Genomic DNA, 19,520 nt, shown 5'->3' with positions numbered 1-19,520 from the left:
TTCGATGAAGTCGACAACGATGCTCTCCGGTGGCCTCATTGGTGTGGCCGCAGCGGGAATGTGGTTGTGCAGCCGTAGTGCGTGGCTGACGGTCGATACTGTTGATGACAAGTCCGGTCCAGCGACCACAGATTTGGTGGGCGCAGTCTGGGCTCCAGAGTTGACGTCGATTGCGCTGGCAATGGTGGCTGCACTGTTTGCCACCACCATTTTGGGCTCACTGGGGCGCCGTATTGTCGGTGGCCTCGCGGCGCTGCTCGCAGTTGCGGCGTCGTGGACTCCGATGACTCTGCTTGCCAGCGGAGAAGACGGGGTGGATTCCCAGCGGGCACTGGATTTGTTGACGTCGGGAAGCGCCTCACAGCGCGCCAGTGATGCGGTGACTGTGGCAGACTGGGCGCAGATCTCAGCGATTGAAGTGCATGCGATGGGGCCATCCCTGGCCTTGCTGTGCTGCGCATTGGCGCTGGTCGGGGCGGTATTGTTGGTGCGTCGACCGGGTACTGTGAAGAAGCAGAAGTCCAGCGCGTATGAGACCCCGGAGGTACGCCGTCAGCGTATCGCCGAGGACCTGGAGGAAGACCCACAGTCGGGTCGAGTTCTGTGGGATGCTTTGGATGCCGGTGTAGATCCTACGGATCTGGATAAGGAGTAAGGCCGTGGCTAACGTTCTGGACAAGATTATTGAGGGCGTGCGGGAAGATCTCGCTGCTCGGGAAGCCAAGATTTCCTACGGTGAAATCAAGGAGCTCTCGCTGAAGGCGCCGTCGCCGATTGATGCCGTGGCGGCACTGGCTAAGCCCGGGGTGCAGGTGATTGCAGAGGTCAAGCGTGCCTCTCCGTCGAAGGGAGAGCTGGCTGACATCCCTTCGCCGGAGGTCTTGGCGGCAGAGTACGAGCAGGGTGGCGCGGCTGTCATTTCCTGTCTGACTGAGGAGCGCCGCTTCCGCGGTTCGCTCGCCGACCTCGATGCCGTGCGCCGCGCGGTCAACATTCCAGTGCTGCGCAAGGATTTCATCGTCACTCCGTACCAGGTCCATGAGGCCCGCGCACACGGTGCCGACCTGGTGCTGCTGATGTGCTCCGCTTTGGATCAGCCGACGCTGGAATCCCTGCTGGATCGCACCGAGTCGCTTGGCATGAACGCTCTGGTTGAGGCGCACACCGAAGAAGAGGTCGAGCGTGCCGAGGCCGCTGGTGCCAAGATCCTCGGCATCAACGCCCGCAATCTAAAGACCCTCGACGTGGATCTCTCCGTGTACGAACGCCTTGCGCCGATGTTGCCGGATCATGTTGTGAAGGTGGCAGAGTCCGGTGTCAAGGGGCCGGAGGAACTGCGCTACTACGCCTCCCACGGCGCCGACGCGGTACTGGTGGGCGAGGGCCTGGTTACCGCGGGCAAGCCGGGTGAGGCTTGCCGACGTCTCGTTGCCGCCGGTGTCCACCCGACACTCCGCAGCGAGTAGTGATAGACCGCAGTTGCGATAAGCAGCTGTACCGCGCTGCGAACTGCGCCTAGTTTGGTTGCGTGTCACACCTGTTGTGCTGGCACACCACAGTTTCTTAGGCCTTATGTCCCCGCAACCGGTGGGGATAGTCCACAATAGATAACTGTGAGTGACCAAGATTTCAAGAATCATGATGCCCGCGGTGACCGCCTGCCCACGATGGGTGAGGTTATCGCGGAGACAACGAACCACGAATCAGATGCCATTGGGCACTGGGGTAAGTGGGGCGGCCAGTTTGTGCCGGAGGCGCTGATGGCCGTTATCGGTGAGGTCACCGATGGCTACGCGAAGGCCCGCGTTGATCAGGATTTTCTCGATGAGCTCGACCGGCTTCAGCGTACTTATGTCGGACGTCCCTCGCCGCTGTACTACGCGGAGAAGTTCTCCGCTGATATCGGCGCTGACGTCTGGCTCAAGCGCGAGGATTTGAATCACACCGGTAGCCACAAGATTAATAACGTCTTGGGCCAGGTTCTGCTTGCCAAGCGCATGGGCAAGAAGAACATCATTGCCGAGACCGGTGCCGGCCAGCACGGTGTCGCAACCGCGACTGCCTGTGCGCTGCTCGGCCTTAACTGCCGTATCTACATGGGCAAGGTCGACGCAATCCGCCAGCGTCTCAATATCGCTCGCATGCGTTTGCTTGGTGCCGAGGTTATCGAGGTCGAGATTGGCTCGAAGACTCTCAAGGACGCAATCAATGAGGCCATGCGTTTTTGGGTTTCACACGCCGATGACACCTACTACTGCTTCGGCACTGCAGCCGGCCCGCACCCGTTCCCAACAATGGTGCGCGACTTCCAGCGCATCATCAGCGCCGAGGCACGCCAGCAGATCCTTGCGGAAACCGGCTCGCTTCCCGACGCTGTCGTGGCCTGTGTCGGCGGCGGTTCTAATGCGATCGGCGCGTTCCACCACTTCATCGATGATGAATCGGTTCGACTTATTGGCGCTGAAGCTGGCGGTGACGGTGTTGAGACCGGTCGCCATGCAGCACCGATTTCGGCCGCCGGTAATCCGGGTGTGTTCCAGGGCTCCTTCGCCGCCCTGATGCAGAACGAGGACGGCCAGATTACAGAGTCGCACTCGATTTCCGCGGGTCTGGATTACCCGGGCGTGGGCCCGGAGCACTCGTACCTGGCCGATATTGATCGCGCCTCCTACCTGCCGGTGACCGATACCCAGGCGATGCAGGCATTCCAGGACCTGACTCGGATGGAGGGCATCCTGCCCGCTATCGAGTCCGCACACGCGGTGGCTGCCGCCCGACTCATCAGCGGTGATCTGAATGAAGAGCTGGGCCGTAAGCCGCTGATTATCGTCAATGTTTCCGGTCGCGGTGACAAGGATGTCGACACCGCTGCTAAGTGGTTTGATCTGATGGAGGAGTCCTAAATGAGTCTGAGTGACGTCTTTGACAAGGTCCGTGAGGAAAACCGCGCAGCATTTATCGGCTACTACCCAGCGGGTTTCCCGACCACCGATAAGTCGATTGAGAACATCAAGGCGATTGTCGACGCTGGCGCCGACATCATCGAGGTTGGTCTGCCTTTCTCCGACCCGATGATGGATGGCCCAACCATTCAGGATGCCGCCAACGTGGCTTTGGATGCGGGTTTCCGCACCCGTGAGATTATGCGTGTGGTCCGCGAAGTCACCGAGCACGGCGGTACCTGTGTGGTCATGAGCTACTGGAATCCGATTCTCCAGTATGGTCCAGAGCGTTTCGCCGAGGACTTGGCCGCCGCTGGTGGTCGTGGCACCATTATCCCGGATCTCATCCCCGAGGAGGCCGGCCAATGGCAGCGTGCGGCAGAGGCCAATGGTCTATCCAACATCATGCTGGTGGCTCCGTCATCGACTAACGAGCGTCTGCAGCTAACTGCCACCGCGTCGACCGGCTTCGTCTACGCCACCAGCCACATGGGTGTCACAGGTGCCCAGGCCAGCGTCGACTCGGCCGCCGGCAAGTTGGTTGCCCGCACGCGCGAGGTCACCGATACACCGGTGTGCGTCGGTTTGGGTGTCTCCAATGGGGCACAGGCCGCCGAGATTGCCGAGTTTGCAGATGGCGTGATCGTTGGCTCAGCACTGATCAAGGCCGCGATGAAGAGCACCGATGACCTGGTAACGCTCGCCCGCGAACTCGCCGCGGGCGTACGAGGAGAGAGCTAGCGCATTTATGAGTTCCACCCTTGTTCTCGCTGAAACTGCAACGACGTATCTGGCCAACATTCCCTCTCCGCCGCAGGGGGTGTGGCAGCTAGGGCCGCTACCACTGCGTGGTTACGCGATTTCCATCTTGATTGGCGTACTCGTCGGCATTTACTGGATGCAGCGCCGCTACGCGGCCAGGGGTGGAGACCCGGAGTTGGTCCTCGACATTGCCATTGCGGTTATTCCTGCGGGCATTATCGGCGGCCGTCTCTACCACGTCGCCACCGACTGGGAGAAGTACTTCGGCCCCGGCGCCAATCCCGCCGATGCACTGAAAATCACCAATGGTGGCCTCGGCATCTGGGGAGCGGTGGCGCTAGGAGTGCTGGCTGCGTGGGCGGTCGCTAAGTGGCGAAAGGTGCCGTTTGCGCCAGTTCTTGACGCGGCCGCACCCGCAATCATCCTTGGACAGGCCATTGGGCGTCTGGGCAATTGGTTCAACCAGGAACTCTACGGTGGCCCAACGTCACTTCCGTGGGGCCTGGAAATTTACCAACGAGTTGATGAGCTTGGACGGGTTGCCCCTGTCACCGGAACGTCGACAGGCGAAGTGCTGGCCGTGGTGCATCCAACGTTTCTCTACGAGATGGTGTGGAACGTCCTCGCCTGTCTGGTCATTGTGTGGGCGGACCGAAAGTTCAAAATGGGCGGCGGGCGCGTCTTTGCACTCTATGTCGCGGCCTACACTTTGGGACGTTTCTTCATTGAACTCATGCGCGTCGATGACGCAACGCTGATATTCGGTGTGCGTATTAATAACATCACGTCGCTCGTGGTCTTTTTCTGCGCTGTCATTGCTTTGTGGATTCTGCGGTCCAAGAGCCGCGAAACCGCAGCTGAAGTCAGGGGAGAGCGCGAGGCTGCTGAAGCTCACAGTGCTTCCAACTGACGCATAGCCCGTTAAGGGACTAGGCTGGAGGCCGTGCTTAGACGAACGAAGATTGTATGTACCCTCGGTCCAGCAGTTGCTTCGCTGGAGGGGATTACCGGGCTGGTCAACGCCGGCATGGATGTTGCCCGTCTGAATTTCTCTCACGGTGAGCATGAGGACCACGCTCAGAACTACCACTGGGTGCGTGAAGCATCCGACGCTACGGGACATGCCGTCGGTATTCTCGCCGACTTGCAGGGACCAAAGATTCGCCTCGGTCGTTTTAAGGAAGGCTCGACGTATTGGGCTGACGGCGAGATTGTCCGCATCACCGTCGACGATGTCGAAGGCACGCACGACCGCGTCTCCACCACGTACAAGAATCTCGCTGACGATGCCCGTCCGGGCGATCGCCTGCTTGTCGACGACGGCAAGGTGGGCCTGGAGTGCATCGAGGTAGATGGCAACGATGTGGTGTGCCGTGTCATCGAGGGCGGTCCGGTCTCGAACAACAAGGGTGTTTCCCTGCCGGGGATGAACATCTCGGTGCCGGCTCTGTCAGAGAAGGATATCGCCGACCTGCGCTTCGCTCTGAAGCTGGGAGTCGACTTCATCGCGCTGTCCTTCGTCCGTTCGCCTTCCGACGTCGAACTGGTCCATGCGGTCATGGATGAGGTTGGCCGTCGTGTCCCGATTATCGCCAAGCTGGAGAAGCCAGAGGCAGTCGAGTCTCTCGAGGCCATCATCCTGGCCTTCGATGCCGTGATGGTCGCCCGTGGTGACCTTGGTGTTGAGGTGCCGTTGGAAGATGTTCCGCTGGTTCAGAAGCGCGCTATTCAGATTGCCCGCGAGAACGCCAAGCCGGTCATCGTCGCCACCCAGATGCTCGACTCCATGATTTCGAACTCGCGCCCGACTCGTGCGGAGGCCTCCGACGTGGCCAACGCTGTGCTCGATGGCGCAGATGCCGTGATGCTCTCGGGTGAGACCTCGGTTGGTAAGTACCCGCAGTCCACGGTTAAGACCATGGCTCGCATCGTCACCGCCGCTGAGCGCGAGGGGGAAGTTCCTGCGCTGACCCACATGCCTCGCACGAAGCGTGGTGTGATTTCCTACGCAGCTCGCGATATCGGTGAGCGCTTGAATGCCCGCGCTATGGTTGCTTTCACCACCTCGGGTGATACCGCTCGCCGTGTGGCACGCTTGCACTCTCGCCTGCCGCTGCTGGTATTCACTCCGAATCAGCAGGTTCGTTCGCAGCTTGCGCTGACGTGGGGTGCGGAGACCTTCTTGGTGCGCGAGGTTAACAGCACGGATGAGATCATGCAGGTCATCGATGAGCAGCTCTTGACCATGGAAAACTACAACGCTGGCGACACGCTGGTCGTTGTTGCTGGTACCCCTCCAGGAAATGAGGGCAATACCAACATGATTCACGTCCACGTTATTGGCGAGGACGCTCGCTAGCTCTCTGGCGCGTTAGGAAAAGCCGGTAAGCCCTTTTGGGGCTTACCGGCTTTTTGCTTGGAGCCTTTCGACCTGGGGGTTAAGTAGCAAAACTGACAACCCGAAAACTGAGCTGTCTTTTTTGGCGCGGTGCGCGGTGGCAAGCGGCCGGCACGCAGCTCTTACTTTGCCAAGTAGGACAGTACGGCGGCAGCGGCGGCAGAAGTCGCGGAGGTAGCCGTCGGCTCGAAGTCCGGCAGGAATGTCGGCATGTGATTCGACGATACGTCTTCGACCACGCGGTCGGCAGCAACGGCGGCTTCCCACGTATCCCGAGGTGTGGCGCCAACGGTCCAGTAGACATATGGGCAGTTCAGTCCACGCGGCAGGTCTGAGAAGTCCTCCGATGCGGTCCACGGCACAGCATCGGTGGAATCGTCGCCGAGCACAGCGTCCATGACCGGGCGAATCGTGGCAAACGCCTCCGGATCATTGTCAGTGACTTCGCCGTGATCGGAGTACTCAATCACAGGCTCAACCTCAGTGCCGGAAGCCAGGCACTCGCCACGAACAACGCGCTCAATGCCCGCAATGAGCTTCGCGCGCACATCGTTGGAGTAGTAGCGAATATTCAGCACAATCTTGGCCTGACCGGGGATTGTGTTATTCGAATTGCCGGACTGCAGCGTGCCGACGGACAAAACACCAAACTCGTGGGGAGGAATCTCGCGCCCCACAATTCCTTGCAAGCGCAGAACGATTGCGGCAGCCAAGTACGTCGGGTCAATGGCGTTGTGCGGCATAGATCCATGTGCGGAGCGACCTGTCAGCGTGATGCTAATGGTGTCACAGCCAGCAAGTGCCGGGCCGGGCATAGTCATTACCTGACCTGCGGGGCCGGGAACAATGTGCTGGCCGAAGCACACATCTGGGGTGGGGATGAGGTCTGCCAGGCCGTCGTCAATCATGGCCTGTGCACCACAGGCCAGTTCCTCGGCGGGCTGGAACAGGGCAATGAAAGTACCCGACCACTCAGACTTAGTTGCTGCCATCAGGCTAGCCAGACCAAGACCGGCCGTCATGTGCATGTCATGGCCACAGGCGTGCATGACGGCGGTGGCAGAACCATCGCGGGCGGTACCGGTGGCAGAGGAAGCGAAGTCCACACCTGTTTCCTCGAAAACGGGAAGCGCATCGATATCAGCGCGGAACAGCACGGTAGGGCCGGGGCCATTTTCCATGACACCAACGAGGCCGTGACCGCCGATTCCCTCATGCACTGTGTAAGTGCCCATGTCGCGAAGAGCACCGGCCAGATACGCGGCAGTGTTCTCCTCCGCCTGAGATAGCTCCGGGTGCTGGTGCAGGTAGCGGTAGATTTCCCACTGCCGGTCCAATGGCACTCGATGGGTGGCGATGAGGTCGCGAATGCGGCTCAGTCGTGCTTCATTGTTGCTCACCTGGTCTAAGACTCCTAACTTCTCTCTCTACTCTGTGCCAGAGACCTACAGCCGCGATCCGTCTTCAACGAGCGGGTTGTATTTCAGCGAGTTGGGCTGGCACTGGCACTCGGTCGCAATGTGAATGCTGTCCGAGATTTTTCCGGTCTCCCGTAAACGGTACATCTCCGGGACAACGCGGTCGCGCAGATCCCATGGGGAGATGGTGTTCAGATAAATCTTGGTGCCACCTTCAAAACCGGCCAAATTTGAGGTGCGCCACTTAATCATTACGCGCCACGGCATGCGGGCATCCAAATCGACAGGGCGGTGGTGCCATTCCTCGTTACACGGAATGGTGGGCCCGGCAGCGGCATGACATGCGTGAATCAGGTCCGACATTGCGTCTATCTCAGCCCGGGTTTGCAGCCACGGTTCGCAGACATCCGACTTCGAGAAGATCTCCAGCGTCGGGTAGCGGTGTCCGAATCCTGCGAAAGCCACCGCGTGCTCGTTTTCAGCGATAACCAGGTTGTGGCGGGCCGCATAGTCCACTGCGTATTCGTTGTAGATATTCGGGTTCTTGCGCACCGCCTGCACTTCGCGCTTGAGCTGCTCACCGTGCTCATCGATGGCCACAAGCTGCTTGTGCAAGTGATCGAAGCTTGCGCCTGCCGGTTTCAGCCAGTTTTGGAAAGCGGCCACATAACGCACGTAGCGGTTACGTCGGTACAGGTCAGCAATCGACTCGACGGTAAACGCAATAAGTGCGCGGTGCTCGGCAACGCTCAATGTGCCAGAAGAAGCCAGCTGATTATCGTGAGTAGCGCCGTCGACAAAGTGGCGACGGGCAACAATCACATCGTGGCCGCCGGCGAAATAGCTTGGGGCGCGGCGCAGCAATTCCTCGTCGGAAAGCGCGCTGATTTCCTCTTCACTGCGTCCAGCGGCGCGGTAGCGCGTGCGAATGATGTTGAGCACGTGCTCGCGGCCCTTCGGGTCATCGAGGTAGGCCTCCATGCGTTGCTGAGTTTCGCGGTCGGGCTCGAAGCCGTAGTTTTCCGACCAATAGTCATAGGAGACGATCTCGAACAGGTTGGGCACGCGGCGGAACTCCGCAGTGGTGTCGAAGAGCTGGTCGGGCAGTACTCCGGTCACCGTGCTGTAGCCGCCGAATACCGATTCGTCGAGGACAACACGGGCCTTCTCCGGCGGGGTTTGCAGCAGGTTGTTCCAGCCAAAGGAGTCGCGGGATCCAAAATCCTCCTCGCTCAATGGCTGCGGATCCGTGTGCTTAATTCCCAACGGCCGATTTCCACGACCTGGGACTGTCCACACCTGGGTACCGGAAAAAGGATTAACTTGCTTCACCGTGCCGTCGGCAAGCGTGATGAGGGGATTGCTGAAAGCCTGCATAAGTCCAACACTACGTCTTTGCTGGCGGTCGGCGCGCCAACGTAGGGGGACAAGGGCTTGACGACGGTTAGCTATTGTCTGGCCGTCTCGCGTGGCTTAGCCTGTGAAGTTATGTCGAAGATTGTTTTTCACTGCCTGGTGAAGCCGACCGAATCGGAGGCGCTGGCCGAGGCATTTCGTACCAAGTTGAGTGAGTTTGACCGCGCCGGGCGAGTTAGTGACGTGGATGTTTCGGTGGCGTCGGCGGACACGGACGCGCAGTTGGTGGAGCAGTGGGAGCGTGAGAACCCGAAGGAGCCGTTGGGGGATAGGAAGGTATTCCGTTATCTCTTGAGCTTCGATCAGCACGGTGGTTCTCTCAATGAACTCGCTATGGACCTCTCTGAGCTACTGACTCCGCGTGCAGAATTGCCCCCGGACCCAGTGCTGCGTGAGTTCGACGAAATGCTCGAATCTGTTGCGACGTATCCCTGGAATGTTGCCGTATTTAGGTAATTTCCTACCTAATTCGTGAAAAGTGTAAGCCTCCACAGAGTCAGTGATTGGCTTGGCCAACGGGTGTAGCGCAAATCGCTACGAGTTTTCCCAGCAATATGCCGTTGTATAATTATGTCCGCTTCAATATCTACAGTTGCCCAGTCCTTGTGCACACAACCTGTGCCACCGAGTTACGGCAACCGGGAAGTGGTTTACAACCGCTGACGGTTTGTTCTTCGTGGGCGCCATAATGGTTTCGCAGAGAGGTTTATTTTGAATATCGAGCAGAAGGTTTCGGGACTCTATGACCAGATTCTCACCCGAAACGCCGGTGAGCCGGAGTTCCACCAGGCAGTGGCAGAAGTTCTGGAGTCGCTGAAGGTCGTCCTGGAAAAGGACCCACACTACGGTGACTACGGCTTGGTTCAGCGTCTGTGTGAGCCGGAGCGTCAGATTATTTTCCGCGTGCCGTGGGTCGACGACCAGGGGCAGGTCCAGGTCAACCGTGGCTTCCGTGTTCAGTTCAACTCTGTGCTGGGCCCGTACAAGGGCGGTCTGCGCTTCCACCCGAGCGTGAACCTCGGCATCATTAAGTTCCTGGGCTTCGAGCAGATCTTCAAGAACTCCCTGACCGGCCTGCCGATCGGTGGCGGCAAGGGTGGCTCCGACTTTGATCCGAAGGGCAAGTCCGAGCTGGAAATCATGCGCTTCTGCCAGTCGTTCATGACAGAGCTGCACCGCCACATCGGTGAGTACCGTGACGTCCCGGCCGGTGACATCGGCGTCGGCGGCCGCGAGATTGGCTACCTGTTCGGTCAGTACCGCCGTATGGCCAACCAGCACGAGTCCGGCGTTCTCACCGGTAAGGGCCTGACCTGGGGCGGTTCCCTGGTTCGTACCGAGGCCACCGGTTACGGCTGTGTCTACTTCACTGAAGAGATGATGAAGGCCAACGGTGCCGACATCAACGGTGCCAAGGTCATCGTTTCCGGTTCCGGTAACGTCGCCATCTACGCCATTAGGAAGGCTCAGGAGCTCGGCGCTACCGTCGTCGGTTTCTCTGACTCCTCCGGTTATGTCTCCACTCCGAACGGTGTCGACGTCGAGCTGCTGAAGGAGATCAAGGAAGTTCGTCGTGCTCGCGTCTCCGAGTACGTCGCTGAGGCTGAGGGCGCTGAGTTCCACGAGGGTGGCAACATCTGGGAGCTCAAGGCTGATGTCGCACTGCCGTGTGCAACTCAGAATGAGCTCAATGGCGAGTCCGCCAAGCTGCTGGTCGACAACGGCTGCCGCTTCGTTGCTGAGGGCGCAAACATGCCGTCCACTCCGGAGGCTATCGAGGTCTTCAAGGCCAACGGTGTCCACTTTGCGCCGGGCAAGGCTGCCAACGCTGGCGGTGTTGCAACCTCCGCTCTGGAGATGCAGCAGAACGCTACCCGCGATTCCTGGTCCTTCTCCTACACCGATGAGCGCCTGAAGCGCATCATGACCAACATCTTCAAGAACTGCGAAACCACCGCCGCTGAGTACGATCACGAGGGTAACTACGTGCTCGGTGCCAACATCGCAGGCTTCAAGAAGGTCGCTAACGCAATGCTGGCTCAGGGCGTCATCTAGTCTGCTAACGTTTCCGCTTTACGACGGATCCTCGGCGACCCCGCCCGTCGAATAGCCAAAAAGCCCACGCTGTAAACTCCCTCCCATGGAGTTATCAGTGTGGGCTTTTGTCTTTATCGTGGCAACGATTTTCATCGGGGCCCTGATGCAGCGAATAGCCGGTATGGGACTCGGACTGTTGGGAGGTCCGGTCCTCTCACTGGTTGCAGGTCCCGTAGCAGGAATTTTGATTATTAACGTGCTCGCATCGGTCAATGCGATCATGCAGACCATCTCGGTGCGAGAAAACGTCGATTGGAAGAAATTCTGGCTGATTGGCCCGGTGATGGCTCTCGGCGCACTGCCCGGCGCTTGGGTGGTTCACAACACGCCCAGCGGGCCGCTCCAGGTGTTGGTCGGCGGGCTCGTGCTACTTGCGCTGCTGGTGACATCGTTTATGCCTCAGCGCATGCGTGTCGACGGTCCACAGTACGCCGTCGCCTCTGGTGTTGCCGGCGGTTTTATGAATACCCTGGCCGGCATTGCAGGACCTGCCATTACCGTTTACGCGCAGGCTTCCCGTTGGCCAGCGCAGACCTTTGCGGCCACCCTGCAACCGCTCTTCTTTGTTTCCGGCGCGTTGTCCTTGCTGTTCAAGGAAGTCAGCGGTGACGTATCTGTCTTCGCCACCACACCGGTTGTGCTCTGGCCGCTGTGTTTGATTGCCATGATTGTGGGTATATTTTTGGGCACCCGCGTTTCTCGACGAGTGCCCATTGTGCAAGCTAGAAAACTCGCGGTCATTCTGGCGACTACCGGCGCGGCAGTCACTATGTTTCGCGGAATCTCCGCAACTTTTGGCGCTTAGGCTTGCTGTTCCGCTTGCCAGCCTCTCCTTGCTGTTACTTCAACAGCGAAGACAGGAAGTTGCGGGTGCGCTCGTGCTGCGGATTACCCAGCACCTCATCCGGGGTGCCTTTCTCCACGACCACGCCGTCAGCCATAAACACGACCTGGTCGGCGACTTCGCGGGCAAAGCCCATCTCGTGCGTCACGACGACCATGGTCATGCCCTTATCGGCCAGACCACGCATGACGTTGAGAACCTCACCGACGAGCTCGGGGTCAAGAGCGGAAGTCGGCTCATCGAAGAGCATTAGCTTCGGCTCCATGGCCAGGGCTCGAGCAATGGCAACACGCTGCTGCTGACCGCCCGAGAGCTGAACAGGGTAGGCATCGGCCTTGTGCGCCAGACCAACAGTCTCCAGCAGCTCCATGGCACGCTTTTCAGCCTGCTCCTGAGAGACACCCTTTACCAGCACTGGTGCCTCAGTAATATTTCCCAGCACCGTGCGGTGCGGGAACAGGTTGAAGTTCTGGAAAACCATACCGATATCGCGACGCTGACGGGCAGCTTCTGCGGCGGAAATCTCGTAGAGGCTGCCGTTCTTTTCGCGGTAGCCAATCAGGGAACCGTCGACGTAGAGACGGCCGGCATTGACCTTCTCCAGGTGGTTGATACAGCGCAGCAGCGTGGACTTACCGGAGCCCGAAGGACCAATGAGGCAGGTAACCGTACCGCGTGGAACTTCCAGGTCGATGCCCTTGAGGACCTCGAGACGGCCGAAGTTCTTCCGAACCTTTTGCGCCTCAACCATCAAATCTTTGGTAGTCATTTACTGCGGATCCTCTCGGTAGAAGTGCTCTTCGTCCTTATCGACAACGCGAGCATTTGCAAGCGGCACACCTTCGGCGTCGGCAAGCGCGGCCAGCTGGCGGGCGGTGAGCTGACGGGTAGCGCCGCGGGCGAAGTAGCGCTCAAGGTAGAACTGTCCGACCATCAGAATCGATGTGATGACCAAGTACCAGGTGGCCGCGACAAGCAGCATCGGCACCGGCAGGAACAGCGCATTGGCGATGTCCGTGGAGCGGCCGTAGAGCTCCAGCGAGAACGGCACTGCGATGACCAGCGAAGTGGTCTTCAGTAGGGAGATGAACTCGTTGCCCGTCGGCGGGATGATGATGCGCATAGCCTGCGGCAGGATGGTGCGGCGGACAGTCTGCCACCAGCTCATACCCAGTGCCTTCGATGCTTCGGTCTGGCCCTCTGGGACAGCTTGAATGCCGGCACGGACAATTTCAGCCATGTATGCGGACTCATTCAAGCCGAGACCGACGAACGCCAACACAAAGGTATTGGACAGGACAGTGCTGAGATCAACCTCGGCAACGCCCAGGTCAATCGTCGAGTAGATAGTGCCGAGGAGGCCCCAAAAGACCAGCTGCACGTAGACCGGAGTTCCTCGGAAAACCCACAGGTAGAACCAAGCAACAGTGGACAGCACGGGGTTGTCCGACATTCGGAGTACGGCGACGATGGCACCGCCGACGATACCGATGAGCATGGCTAGGACAGTCAGTGCAATGGTCCAGCCAGCGGCAGCGGCGATTCGTGTGTCGAACAGGTACTGGAAGTAAACATCCCAGTGGTAGGCCTCGTTACGGGCGGCACCGATGATGAACCACAGGAAGAGCACCAGCAGCACTGCTGCGGTGATCCAGCGACCCGGGTGCGGCAGCGGTTTGGCCTTAATTTCTTCGTTGAGTTCCGCCTGTGTGGCCTCGTAGCGGGCGCCAGACGCAGATGAGTCGCTCACTTAAAGTTCCTCTCCGTTAATAGTGGCGCGTTCCAAAGCACCGTCTTCCAAACCCCATGTGGTCAGGATTTGCTTGTACTGGCCGTTGTCGATGAGGTACTGCAGTGCCTGCTGCAGCACTGGGCCAAGTTCTGAATCCTTCGGAATAGCGAAGCCGAACGGGGCACCATCGTAGATATCTCCGGCAAGCTCGAGTTTGCCCTCAGAACGATTGACCGCGTAGGCACTGACTGGTGAGTCAGCTGCCAGCGCGTCAGCACGCCCCAGCACCACGGTGGTAGCTGCGGTACCAGCATCCTGGTAGGCCAACTTGTTAACTGGTGGCAAACCGCGATCCAGACAATCCTGATTCTTTACCGGCAGGTCCTCCATGTCAGCGACGGTATTGCGCTGAACAGCGACAGTTTTGCCACAGTAGTTGTCGGAGCTGGCGTCGCTGCCCGGGCGACGTGCCCACTGCAGGCCGGTATCCAGGTAGTCGACGAAGTCGTAGGTCTTGCGGCGCTCCTCGTTTGAGGTGAAGCCGGAGGCACCAACATCAACTGCGCCGGCCGACAGGGCCGGCAGAATCAGTGCGAAATCCTGTTCTTGGATTTCCAGCCGCAGATCCAGGACGCTGGCCATGGCCCGCATGAGGTCAATGTCGAATCCGATGATGGAACCGGCGGAATCCTTAAACTCTGCCGGGGCGAATGTTGGGTTGGTGCCGATGCGCAATACTTCGCGCTTACGAAGATCTGCTGGGACCTGTTTCGCCAGTTCGGGGACCGCTGCCGGTTTGATCTCTGACCAGCCCTCGGGGTTACCGCTTTCGTCATTGGTGACGCAGCCTGTAAGCCCTAAGAACAAGGTCGCAGTCAGCGTGGCAGCCGCCAATGCGATGGGTCTTTTCATATCTGAATATGTTACCTAGGCACAGGAATACCTTAAATTCGGTACCCCTATTCAGCTGCGTCTTAGGCTGGTGCAGGAAAACCGCACACTTTTCAGACTTCCCGGGGAATAGTCAGCGCCGGTTTTCTAGTTCGCTTCAGCTGCAGCAAAGCCATTGCCAGTGACGTCGAGCGGGCCGACCGCGCCGGAGGCCGGGGCGCTCAGCGCAGCATCGCGGACAGCCTTCGCCACGGCCGGCATGACGCGCGAATCCAGCGCCGACGGGATAATGCGGTCGGCACTCAGGTCTTCTACGCCAACATTTGCAATGGCCTGAGTAGCAGCCAGCTTCATGGCCTCGGTGATCCGCTTGGCGCCCGCCTCCAGTGCGCCACGGAACAGACCCGGGAAGGCCAGCACATTATTAATCTGGTTCGGATGATCCGAGCGACCGGTGGCTACCACGGCTCCGTACTTGCGGGCGACTTCCATCGGAATCTCCGGAATCGGGTTGGCCAGCGAGAACAGAATCGGGTCAGCAGCCATCTGGCTAATCGCATCCTCGCCGATACGGCCGGCAGAGACGCCGATGAACACGTTAGCGTCGACAAGCGCATCGTTGATCGAGCCGGTGATACCGCGTGGGTTAGTCATGCCGGCGACCCACTGCTTGATGTCGCTCAGTGGCTCGCGGTCCGGGTGGATGATGCCGCGCGAATCGACGACGACGATGTCGGACACGCCAGCGGACAGCAGCATCTTCGTCGCAGCGACACCAGCAGCACCAGCGCCGGAGATGACCATACGGAGATCCTGGAAGCTGCGGCCGGTCAGCTTGCAGGCGTTGATCAGGCCGGCGGCGATGACGATGGCGGTGCCGTGCTGGTCGTCGTGGAAGATAGGGATGTCGAGTTCTTGGTCGAGACGCTGCTCGATCTCGAAGCAGCGGGGCGCGGAGATGTCTTCGAGGTTCACTCCGCCAAACGACGGTGCCAGCGCCTTGACCGTCTGGATGATTTCCTCCGTGTCGAGGGTATCCAGGACGATTGGCACAGCGGAGATGCCAGCGAACTGCTCGAAGAGCTGGGCTTTTCCTTCCATCACCGGTAGCGCGGCCTTGGGTCCGATGTCGCCAAGGCCAAGCACCGCGGTGCCGTCGGAGATTACTGCGACGTTCTGGCCGGTCCAGGTGTAGGTGCGGGCCAGAGCCGGATCTTCGTGGATGGCCTCACAGACGCGAGCGACGCCTGGCGTGTAGCCGATGGAGAGGTCGCGAATCGTCTCGAGCTTCATGGTCGAGTGCGAGCGGAGTTTGCCGCCTCGGTGCGCCTCGAAGATTTCTGCATCGGTGATGGTCGACGGATCTGTGGGGGCGGTGTCCTCCGGTACTGCGTGAAGCGGCGCCTTAGTGGAGTTCGCGTTCGCAGTGTGGTCGGAGGAGCTAGAAGAAGAATTCGCAGCAGGCATGATGACAGTCCAAAACGTGTTGAGTACTGAGTACCGTGTTGAGTACTGAGTACTTTGTACTTTGAGAAAACTCGACCGCGGCGAGAGCTGCTGGTGGGCAGTGCGCAAAGCCGGGAGCAAAGGCTGGCAGATGATACGTAGTGGTGTGCGTAGAAACTAAACCAGTCTTGCTATACGGGATTGGTATCTCATTATATGGACGGTGGGGTGGAAAATAAAATCTTTGTGGGTGTCTGCGCGGATTGGGGCTGGTAATCGAAAATATTTGTGTAGTGGCGGGAAATTGAATCCGGGGTTCCTGAGGTAGTTCGAACTGACGGCAGAGAGCTGTTCGTTTATTGCAACTTCTACGCAGGAGGCTTCTTACGATGTCCGATTCCACTTTCCCCTAGAACCCGCAGAGCCCACAGAACCCGTATGGCCCCGAGGGGGCGTATGTCTCCGAGGGGTCGTATGGGTCCCAGAATTCGCAGGATTCGCTGGGGCAGCAGTCTTACCAACACAACCCGCAGGATCCGCTCGGTCAACAGTCCTACCCGCAGGGTCTGTCGGCAACTGGGCAGGTGCCTCCGGCGCCGAAAGAAAAGAAGAAGGGTGGCTGCTTCAAATGGGGCGGTATCGCCGCGGGTGCTGTTGTGGTCCTCGCTGTGGCGGCTAGCTTGACCGGTGGAGGCGATGCCGATTCGGGCGGCGATTCTGAAGCTGCATCTCTCTTTGGTTCGGATACTGCAGTTGTGGCTGATTCTGGCTCTGTTGAGAATGCCGATTTCGCTGAGGACCTTGGGGCTGCTGTCGATGAGAGGGACGGTACAGAGAAGCAGGAAAAGCAGGATGAGAAGGTTCCGACCGAGCACAAGAATGCTCTCCGCAAGGCAGAGATTTACGCAAATCGTATGCACATGTCGAAGGCCGGTATCTATGACCAGCTGACCTCGGAGTATGGCGAGAAGTTCTCACCGGAGGCTGCCCAGTATGCAATGGAAAACCTCGAAGCGGACTGGAATAAGAACGCACTGGAAAAGGCGCGAATCTACCAGAACTCGATGGCAATGTCCCCGGATGCGATTTACGAGCAGCTGACGTCGGAATACGGCGAGCAGTTCACTCCGGAGGAAGCTCAGTACGCGGTGGATAACCTGTAGCAGCGGGCTTCGTTTGTTGATGATGCCAATTGGCCAGAGCCCAGTTGGATGCATGCTGCAAAAGGACGGCTTCCGCTTCACCAGAATGCATTTGCTGCACACTGAACGGCTGCTGGTGAAGCGGAAACCGTCTTGGCTGTTTTAAGCGTGACCTGGCAGTTGAGCGACTGTTGGCAGCACAACTTCGGCACGGTGCAGATCGTGCCGGGAAAAATGTGGATCAGATTGCTGATTACGCATATTTCTCTAATGACTCGTGGATGATTGGTGCTGCTGAAGGCGAGCCAGAGGGTAGCCCTACGTACTTTGTGGCAATAGATGAAAGGATTATCGAAAAGTCACATCGCGAATTAAAAGAGATAATTCGGTTTGCATCCAATGCTGTAGAGATTGCTTTGTAGGTTAGTTCCTGCATATTGATCCAAAGAATCAATACCATCGGCAAATGGGTATCACGATAATTGTGAGGGTGTCGCCACCGATCTTTGTGAGGGACGAAGTCGTCTTGCCCGTACCACCAGCACATCCTGAAGAAATTAAGCAGGCGGTGATGACCACGTTCCGTTTGGTGAAGGTTACGTGCACAAATGATATCAACGTGCCGACCATGTCAGATTCGGCCGGACCTGCTGACGACTGGGCAGGCTGCAAATAATAGGGTAGCCATCCGGCTACCCCGGCAGTCGAATGGCTGGAAACATAGTGTTTTAATGCGTTAACTTAATTGTGTACCTGGATTGTCTATAGGTTGTCCAAAGGGATTCTTTATGCAGAAGAAGATTCAAAGTCTTGTCAACAGGTTGTTGGCCGGGATTGGGGTAGCATCTCTATGTCTGGTGCAGTTACCCTCACCTGCACATGCTGAAAGTATTGAAGAACTCGCTAAGCAAGGGGTTCTCGAATGGCGAATTAAGCCAGATATTCCCAACGAGAATCCGTTGAACTCTGTACCCATGTCGTGGAACCCCGATTCGGGGCTTCCTCCATTTGCAGCGTGTGGTCCAGCAACCGACACATTCAAAACGGTAGCAAGCTGGAAGTATGTTGATTTAGGAACGCCGCAAGACTTCATGCACGCAAATGAAATCACGTTGCGCTGTGGAGATGCTCATCACGGATTAAAGCACATTCGACAGAATCATCCTGAATGGTCAACGCTCGCAGACATTGAAGGAAAGGACGGGGATTCACTAATCCGGATTGCGATTGATGCTGCACTGGAGAACACTACGTGGTCAAAGAGAGTTGAACCTTCAAGTCAGAATCGTGATGGTAAGTTTTGCGCGTCCGCTCAAATTTACTTAGTTGATAAGATCCGAGGGATAATTGTAAAGACACTTGAACCATCAATCTTTGTCGCCGAACATGGCCACCACGTTATTACTGCCTACCCCACCAATACGTCGAGGTGTAAATAGTATGGGGTTTGCACAAAAATTTATCGGTGCTCTTGAGGCAGATCCCCATGTCGATGCTGACCATGCTGCTTTTATCGGATCTGACGGCGATGCTGTTTTGATTCGATACCGGGGCCGGGATTTGCAGTGGCAGATTCCTGTGCGAATCAATGAACCTGGTTGGCAAAAAATGGACTATATTACAAGTAGCTTTGATGGTGTAGATTTTGGTCTCTTCTTAGATGAGGAGCTTTATAAACTGAACGAAAAGGAGTGGATTAAACCGGAGTTGCACCTTAGTGATGACACAGGGAAGTGGCATTTGGTAGAAACAGCTAAGACCTTTACCTAGTCTGGGCAGTCTTCACCGCAGTAATCACTAACTCCAATCATCAACCCCGTCACATTTGGTGAACTGCTCCCCATTAGTTGGACTGAGAAATCAGTTACCGACTAGTGGGGAGTAGTTTTCTTTGAGAGCACGAAGTTCGCTAAGTGAGCAGCAGCGTGAACAGTTAGTGGAGTGTTTCGAGCAGGGCATGGGGTGCAAACAGCTGCCAATTCCCTCGGGGTCTCCAGACACGCCGTGCAGAGTCTCTACCGTCGGTTTGTGCTGCGTGGCAGGCTATGTCCCCTGGAGAAGCCGACGAAGCAGCAGTACTCGTTCGAGATCAAAAAGGAAGTTGTCGAGCGTCACCTTGCTGGCGAGACAGCGATGGATTGGGAGATTCGCAGGCGCTACCGACAGCCCGGAATCCACCGACCGAGACATAAATCAAGAATCTTTGCCCCGCTGGTTTGAGCTGTTCGGAAATTCCGAACAGCTCGCTGGCGGGGCGTCTTTCATTCCTACAAGGAGGGCTGGGCAACGATACTGTTTTCGAAAAGTGTGATTCCACAGCCGAACTCTTGGGATTGGAAATCCTGCTCCTTTACGGGCTCTTCCGTTTTTAGAGTGCGTTGATCTTCCCCTGCAGCTGTCCGGAGTGGATCAAGCACCGCAAGATGTAGTGG

General features: G+C 57.9%; 20 protein-coding genes. 14 read left to right on the top strand and 6 right to left on the bottom strand.

The features are described 5' to 3' along the window. Nucleotides 1-4: 4 nt before the first annotated feature. From QP981_RS04005 to pyk, 6 genes are all read left to right on the top strand, one after another. Nucleotides 5-655 carry a TIGR02234 family membrane protein gene (locus QP981_RS04005; protein WP_049182100.1) on the top strand — a complete coding sequence of 217 codons (651 nt, stop codon included), beginning with the start codon at nucleotides 5-7 and terminating at the stop codon, nucleotides 653-655. A 4-nt stretch (nucleotides 656-659) separates the two neighbouring features. After that, complete coding sequence (trpC, locus tag QP981_RS04000; RefSeq protein ID WP_016422942.1) at nucleotides 660-1,466, top strand: indole-3-glycerol phosphate synthase TrpC; 807 nt, start codon at nucleotides 660-662, stop codon at nucleotides 1,464-1,466. Nucleotides 1,467-1,613: 147 nt separating this feature from the next. Next, on the top strand, nucleotides 1,614-2,903 hold the full coding sequence (trpB, locus tag QP981_RS03995) for a tryptophan synthase subunit beta (protein ID WP_005510336.1): 1,290 nt from the start codon (nucleotides 1,614-1,616) through the stop codon (nucleotides 2,901-2,903). Next, nucleotides 2,904-3,683: a tryptophan synthase subunit alpha gene (trpA, locus tag QP981_RS03990; RefSeq protein ID WP_016422940.1), complete on the top strand. Its 780-nt coding sequence runs from the start codon at nucleotides 2,904-2,906 to the stop codon at nucleotides 3,681-3,683. It abuts the gene before it with no gap. Between the two features lie 7 nt (nucleotides 3,684-3,690). Continuing rightward, nucleotides 3,691-4,614 (top strand): prolipoprotein diacylglyceryl transferase, encoded by a 924-nt coding sequence (lgt, locus tag QP981_RS03985; RefSeq protein ID WP_070603134.1) that lies wholly within the window; start codon nucleotides 3,691-3,693, stop codon nucleotides 4,612-4,614. A 33-nt stretch (nucleotides 4,615-4,647) separates the two neighbouring features. Then, the gene (gene pyk / locus QP981_RS03980) at nucleotides 4,648-6,063 is read left to right on the top strand and encodes a pyruvate kinase (RefSeq protein WP_016422938.1); all 1,416 of its coding nucleotides are present in this window, start codon (nucleotides 4,648-4,650) and stop codon (nucleotides 6,061-6,063) included. A gap of 161 nt (nucleotides 6,064-6,224) precedes the next feature. On the opposite strand, the gene QP981_RS03975 is transcribed toward pyk, so the two are convergent. Continuing rightward, nucleotides 6,225-7,502 (bottom strand): amidohydrolase, encoded by a 1,278-nt coding sequence (locus QP981_RS03975; protein ID WP_284797200.1) that lies wholly within the window; start codon nucleotides 7,500-7,502, stop codon nucleotides 6,225-6,227. Nucleotides 7,503-7,547: 45 nt separating this feature from the next. After that, on the bottom strand, nucleotides 7,548-8,897 hold the full coding sequence (locus QP981_RS03970; protein WP_016422936.1) for a DUF4921 family protein: 1,350 nt from the start codon (nucleotides 8,895-8,897) through the stop codon (nucleotides 7,548-7,550). Nucleotides 8,898-9,008: 111 nt separating this feature from the next. Here QP981_RS03970 and QP981_RS03965 point away from each other — a divergent pair, with 111 nt between their 5' ends. The 3 genes from QP981_RS03965 (at nucleotide 9,009) to QP981_RS03955 (ending at nucleotide 11,838) form a co-directional block, all read left to right on the top strand. Continuing rightward, complete coding sequence (locus QP981_RS03965) at nucleotides 9,009-9,392, top strand: hypothetical protein (protein WP_049193965.1); 384 nt, start codon at nucleotides 9,009-9,011, stop codon at nucleotides 9,390-9,392. A 255-nt stretch (nucleotides 9,393-9,647) separates the two neighbouring features. After that, a complete protein-coding gene (gene gdhA, locus QP981_RS03960; RefSeq protein WP_151011010.1) occupies nucleotides 9,648-10,991 on the top strand; it encodes an NADP-specific glutamate dehydrogenase in 1,344 nt (447 codons plus the stop codon). A gap of 85 nt (nucleotides 10,992-11,076) precedes the next feature. Beyond that, a complete protein-coding gene (locus tag QP981_RS03955; protein WP_070652782.1) occupies nucleotides 11,077-11,838 on the top strand; it encodes a sulfite exporter TauE/SafE family protein in 762 nt (253 codons plus the stop codon). 34 nt (nucleotides 11,839-11,872) lie between these two features. Here the strand turns inward: QP981_RS03955 and ehuA are convergent, their stop codons facing one another. From ehuA to QP981_RS03935, 4 genes are all read right to left on the bottom strand, one after another. Further along, on the bottom strand, nucleotides 11,873-12,646 hold the full coding sequence (ehuA, locus tag QP981_RS03950) for an ectoine/hydroxyectoine ABC transporter ATP-binding protein EhuA (protein ID WP_016422932.1): 774 nt from the start codon (nucleotides 12,644-12,646) through the stop codon (nucleotides 11,873-11,875). Next, entirely contained in the window at nucleotides 12,647-13,564 is a 918-nt protein-coding gene (locus tag QP981_RS03945; protein ID WP_369707174.1) for an amino acid ABC transporter permease, read from the bottom strand. A gap of 63 nt (nucleotides 13,565-13,627) precedes the next feature. Continuing rightward, the gene (locus QP981_RS03940; RefSeq protein ID WP_284857495.1) at nucleotides 13,628-14,521 is read right to left on the bottom strand and encodes an ABC transporter substrate-binding protein; all 894 of its coding nucleotides are present in this window, start codon (nucleotides 14,519-14,521) and stop codon (nucleotides 13,628-13,630) included. 126 nt (nucleotides 14,522-14,647) lie between these two features. Continuing rightward, complete coding sequence (locus QP981_RS03935; protein ID WP_284857496.1) at nucleotides 14,648-15,967, bottom strand: NAD(P)-dependent malic enzyme; 1,320 nt, start codon at nucleotides 15,965-15,967, stop codon at nucleotides 14,648-14,650. 479 nt (nucleotides 15,968-16,446) lie between these two features. Between QP981_RS03935 and QP981_RS03930 the strand changes: the two genes are divergently transcribed. The 5 genes from QP981_RS03930 to QP981_RS03910 all read left to right on the top strand — a co-directional run bounded on the left by QP981_RS03930 (nucleotide 16,447) and on the right by QP981_RS03910 (nucleotide 19,308). Further along, entirely contained in the window at nucleotides 16,447-17,109 is a 663-nt protein-coding gene (locus tag QP981_RS03930; RefSeq protein ID WP_502869551.1) for an Ltp family lipoprotein, read from the top strand. A gap of 170 nt (nucleotides 17,110-17,279) precedes the next feature. Then, the gene (locus QP981_RS03925) at nucleotides 17,280-17,510 is read left to right on the top strand and encodes a hypothetical protein (RefSeq protein ID WP_141752720.1); all 231 of its coding nucleotides are present in this window, start codon (nucleotides 17,280-17,282) and stop codon (nucleotides 17,508-17,510) included. A 366-nt stretch (nucleotides 17,511-17,876) separates the two neighbouring features. Next, entirely contained in the window at nucleotides 17,877-18,527 is a 651-nt protein-coding gene (locus QP981_RS03920) for a hypothetical protein (protein WP_005510325.1), read from the top strand. A 1-nt stretch (nucleotide 18,528) separates the two neighbouring features. Then, entirely contained in the window at nucleotides 18,529-18,858 is a 330-nt protein-coding gene (locus QP981_RS03915) for a hypothetical protein (protein WP_005510359.1), read from the top strand. 234 nt (nucleotides 18,859-19,092) lie between these two features. Continuing rightward, on the top strand, nucleotides 19,093-19,308 hold the full coding sequence (locus QP981_RS03910; protein ID WP_284857499.1) for a hypothetical protein: 216 nt from the start codon (nucleotides 19,093-19,095) through the stop codon (nucleotides 19,306-19,308). Nucleotides 19,309-19,520: the final 212 nt, after the last annotated feature.

The sequence above is a fragment of the Corynebacterium sp. MSK047 genome, from assembly GCF_030232285.1.
GTDB lineage: Bacteria > Actinomycetota > Actinomycetes > Mycobacteriales > Mycobacteriaceae > Corynebacterium > Corynebacterium jeikeium_D.
This window is presented reverse-complemented; position numbering and strand designations above follow the sequence as displayed.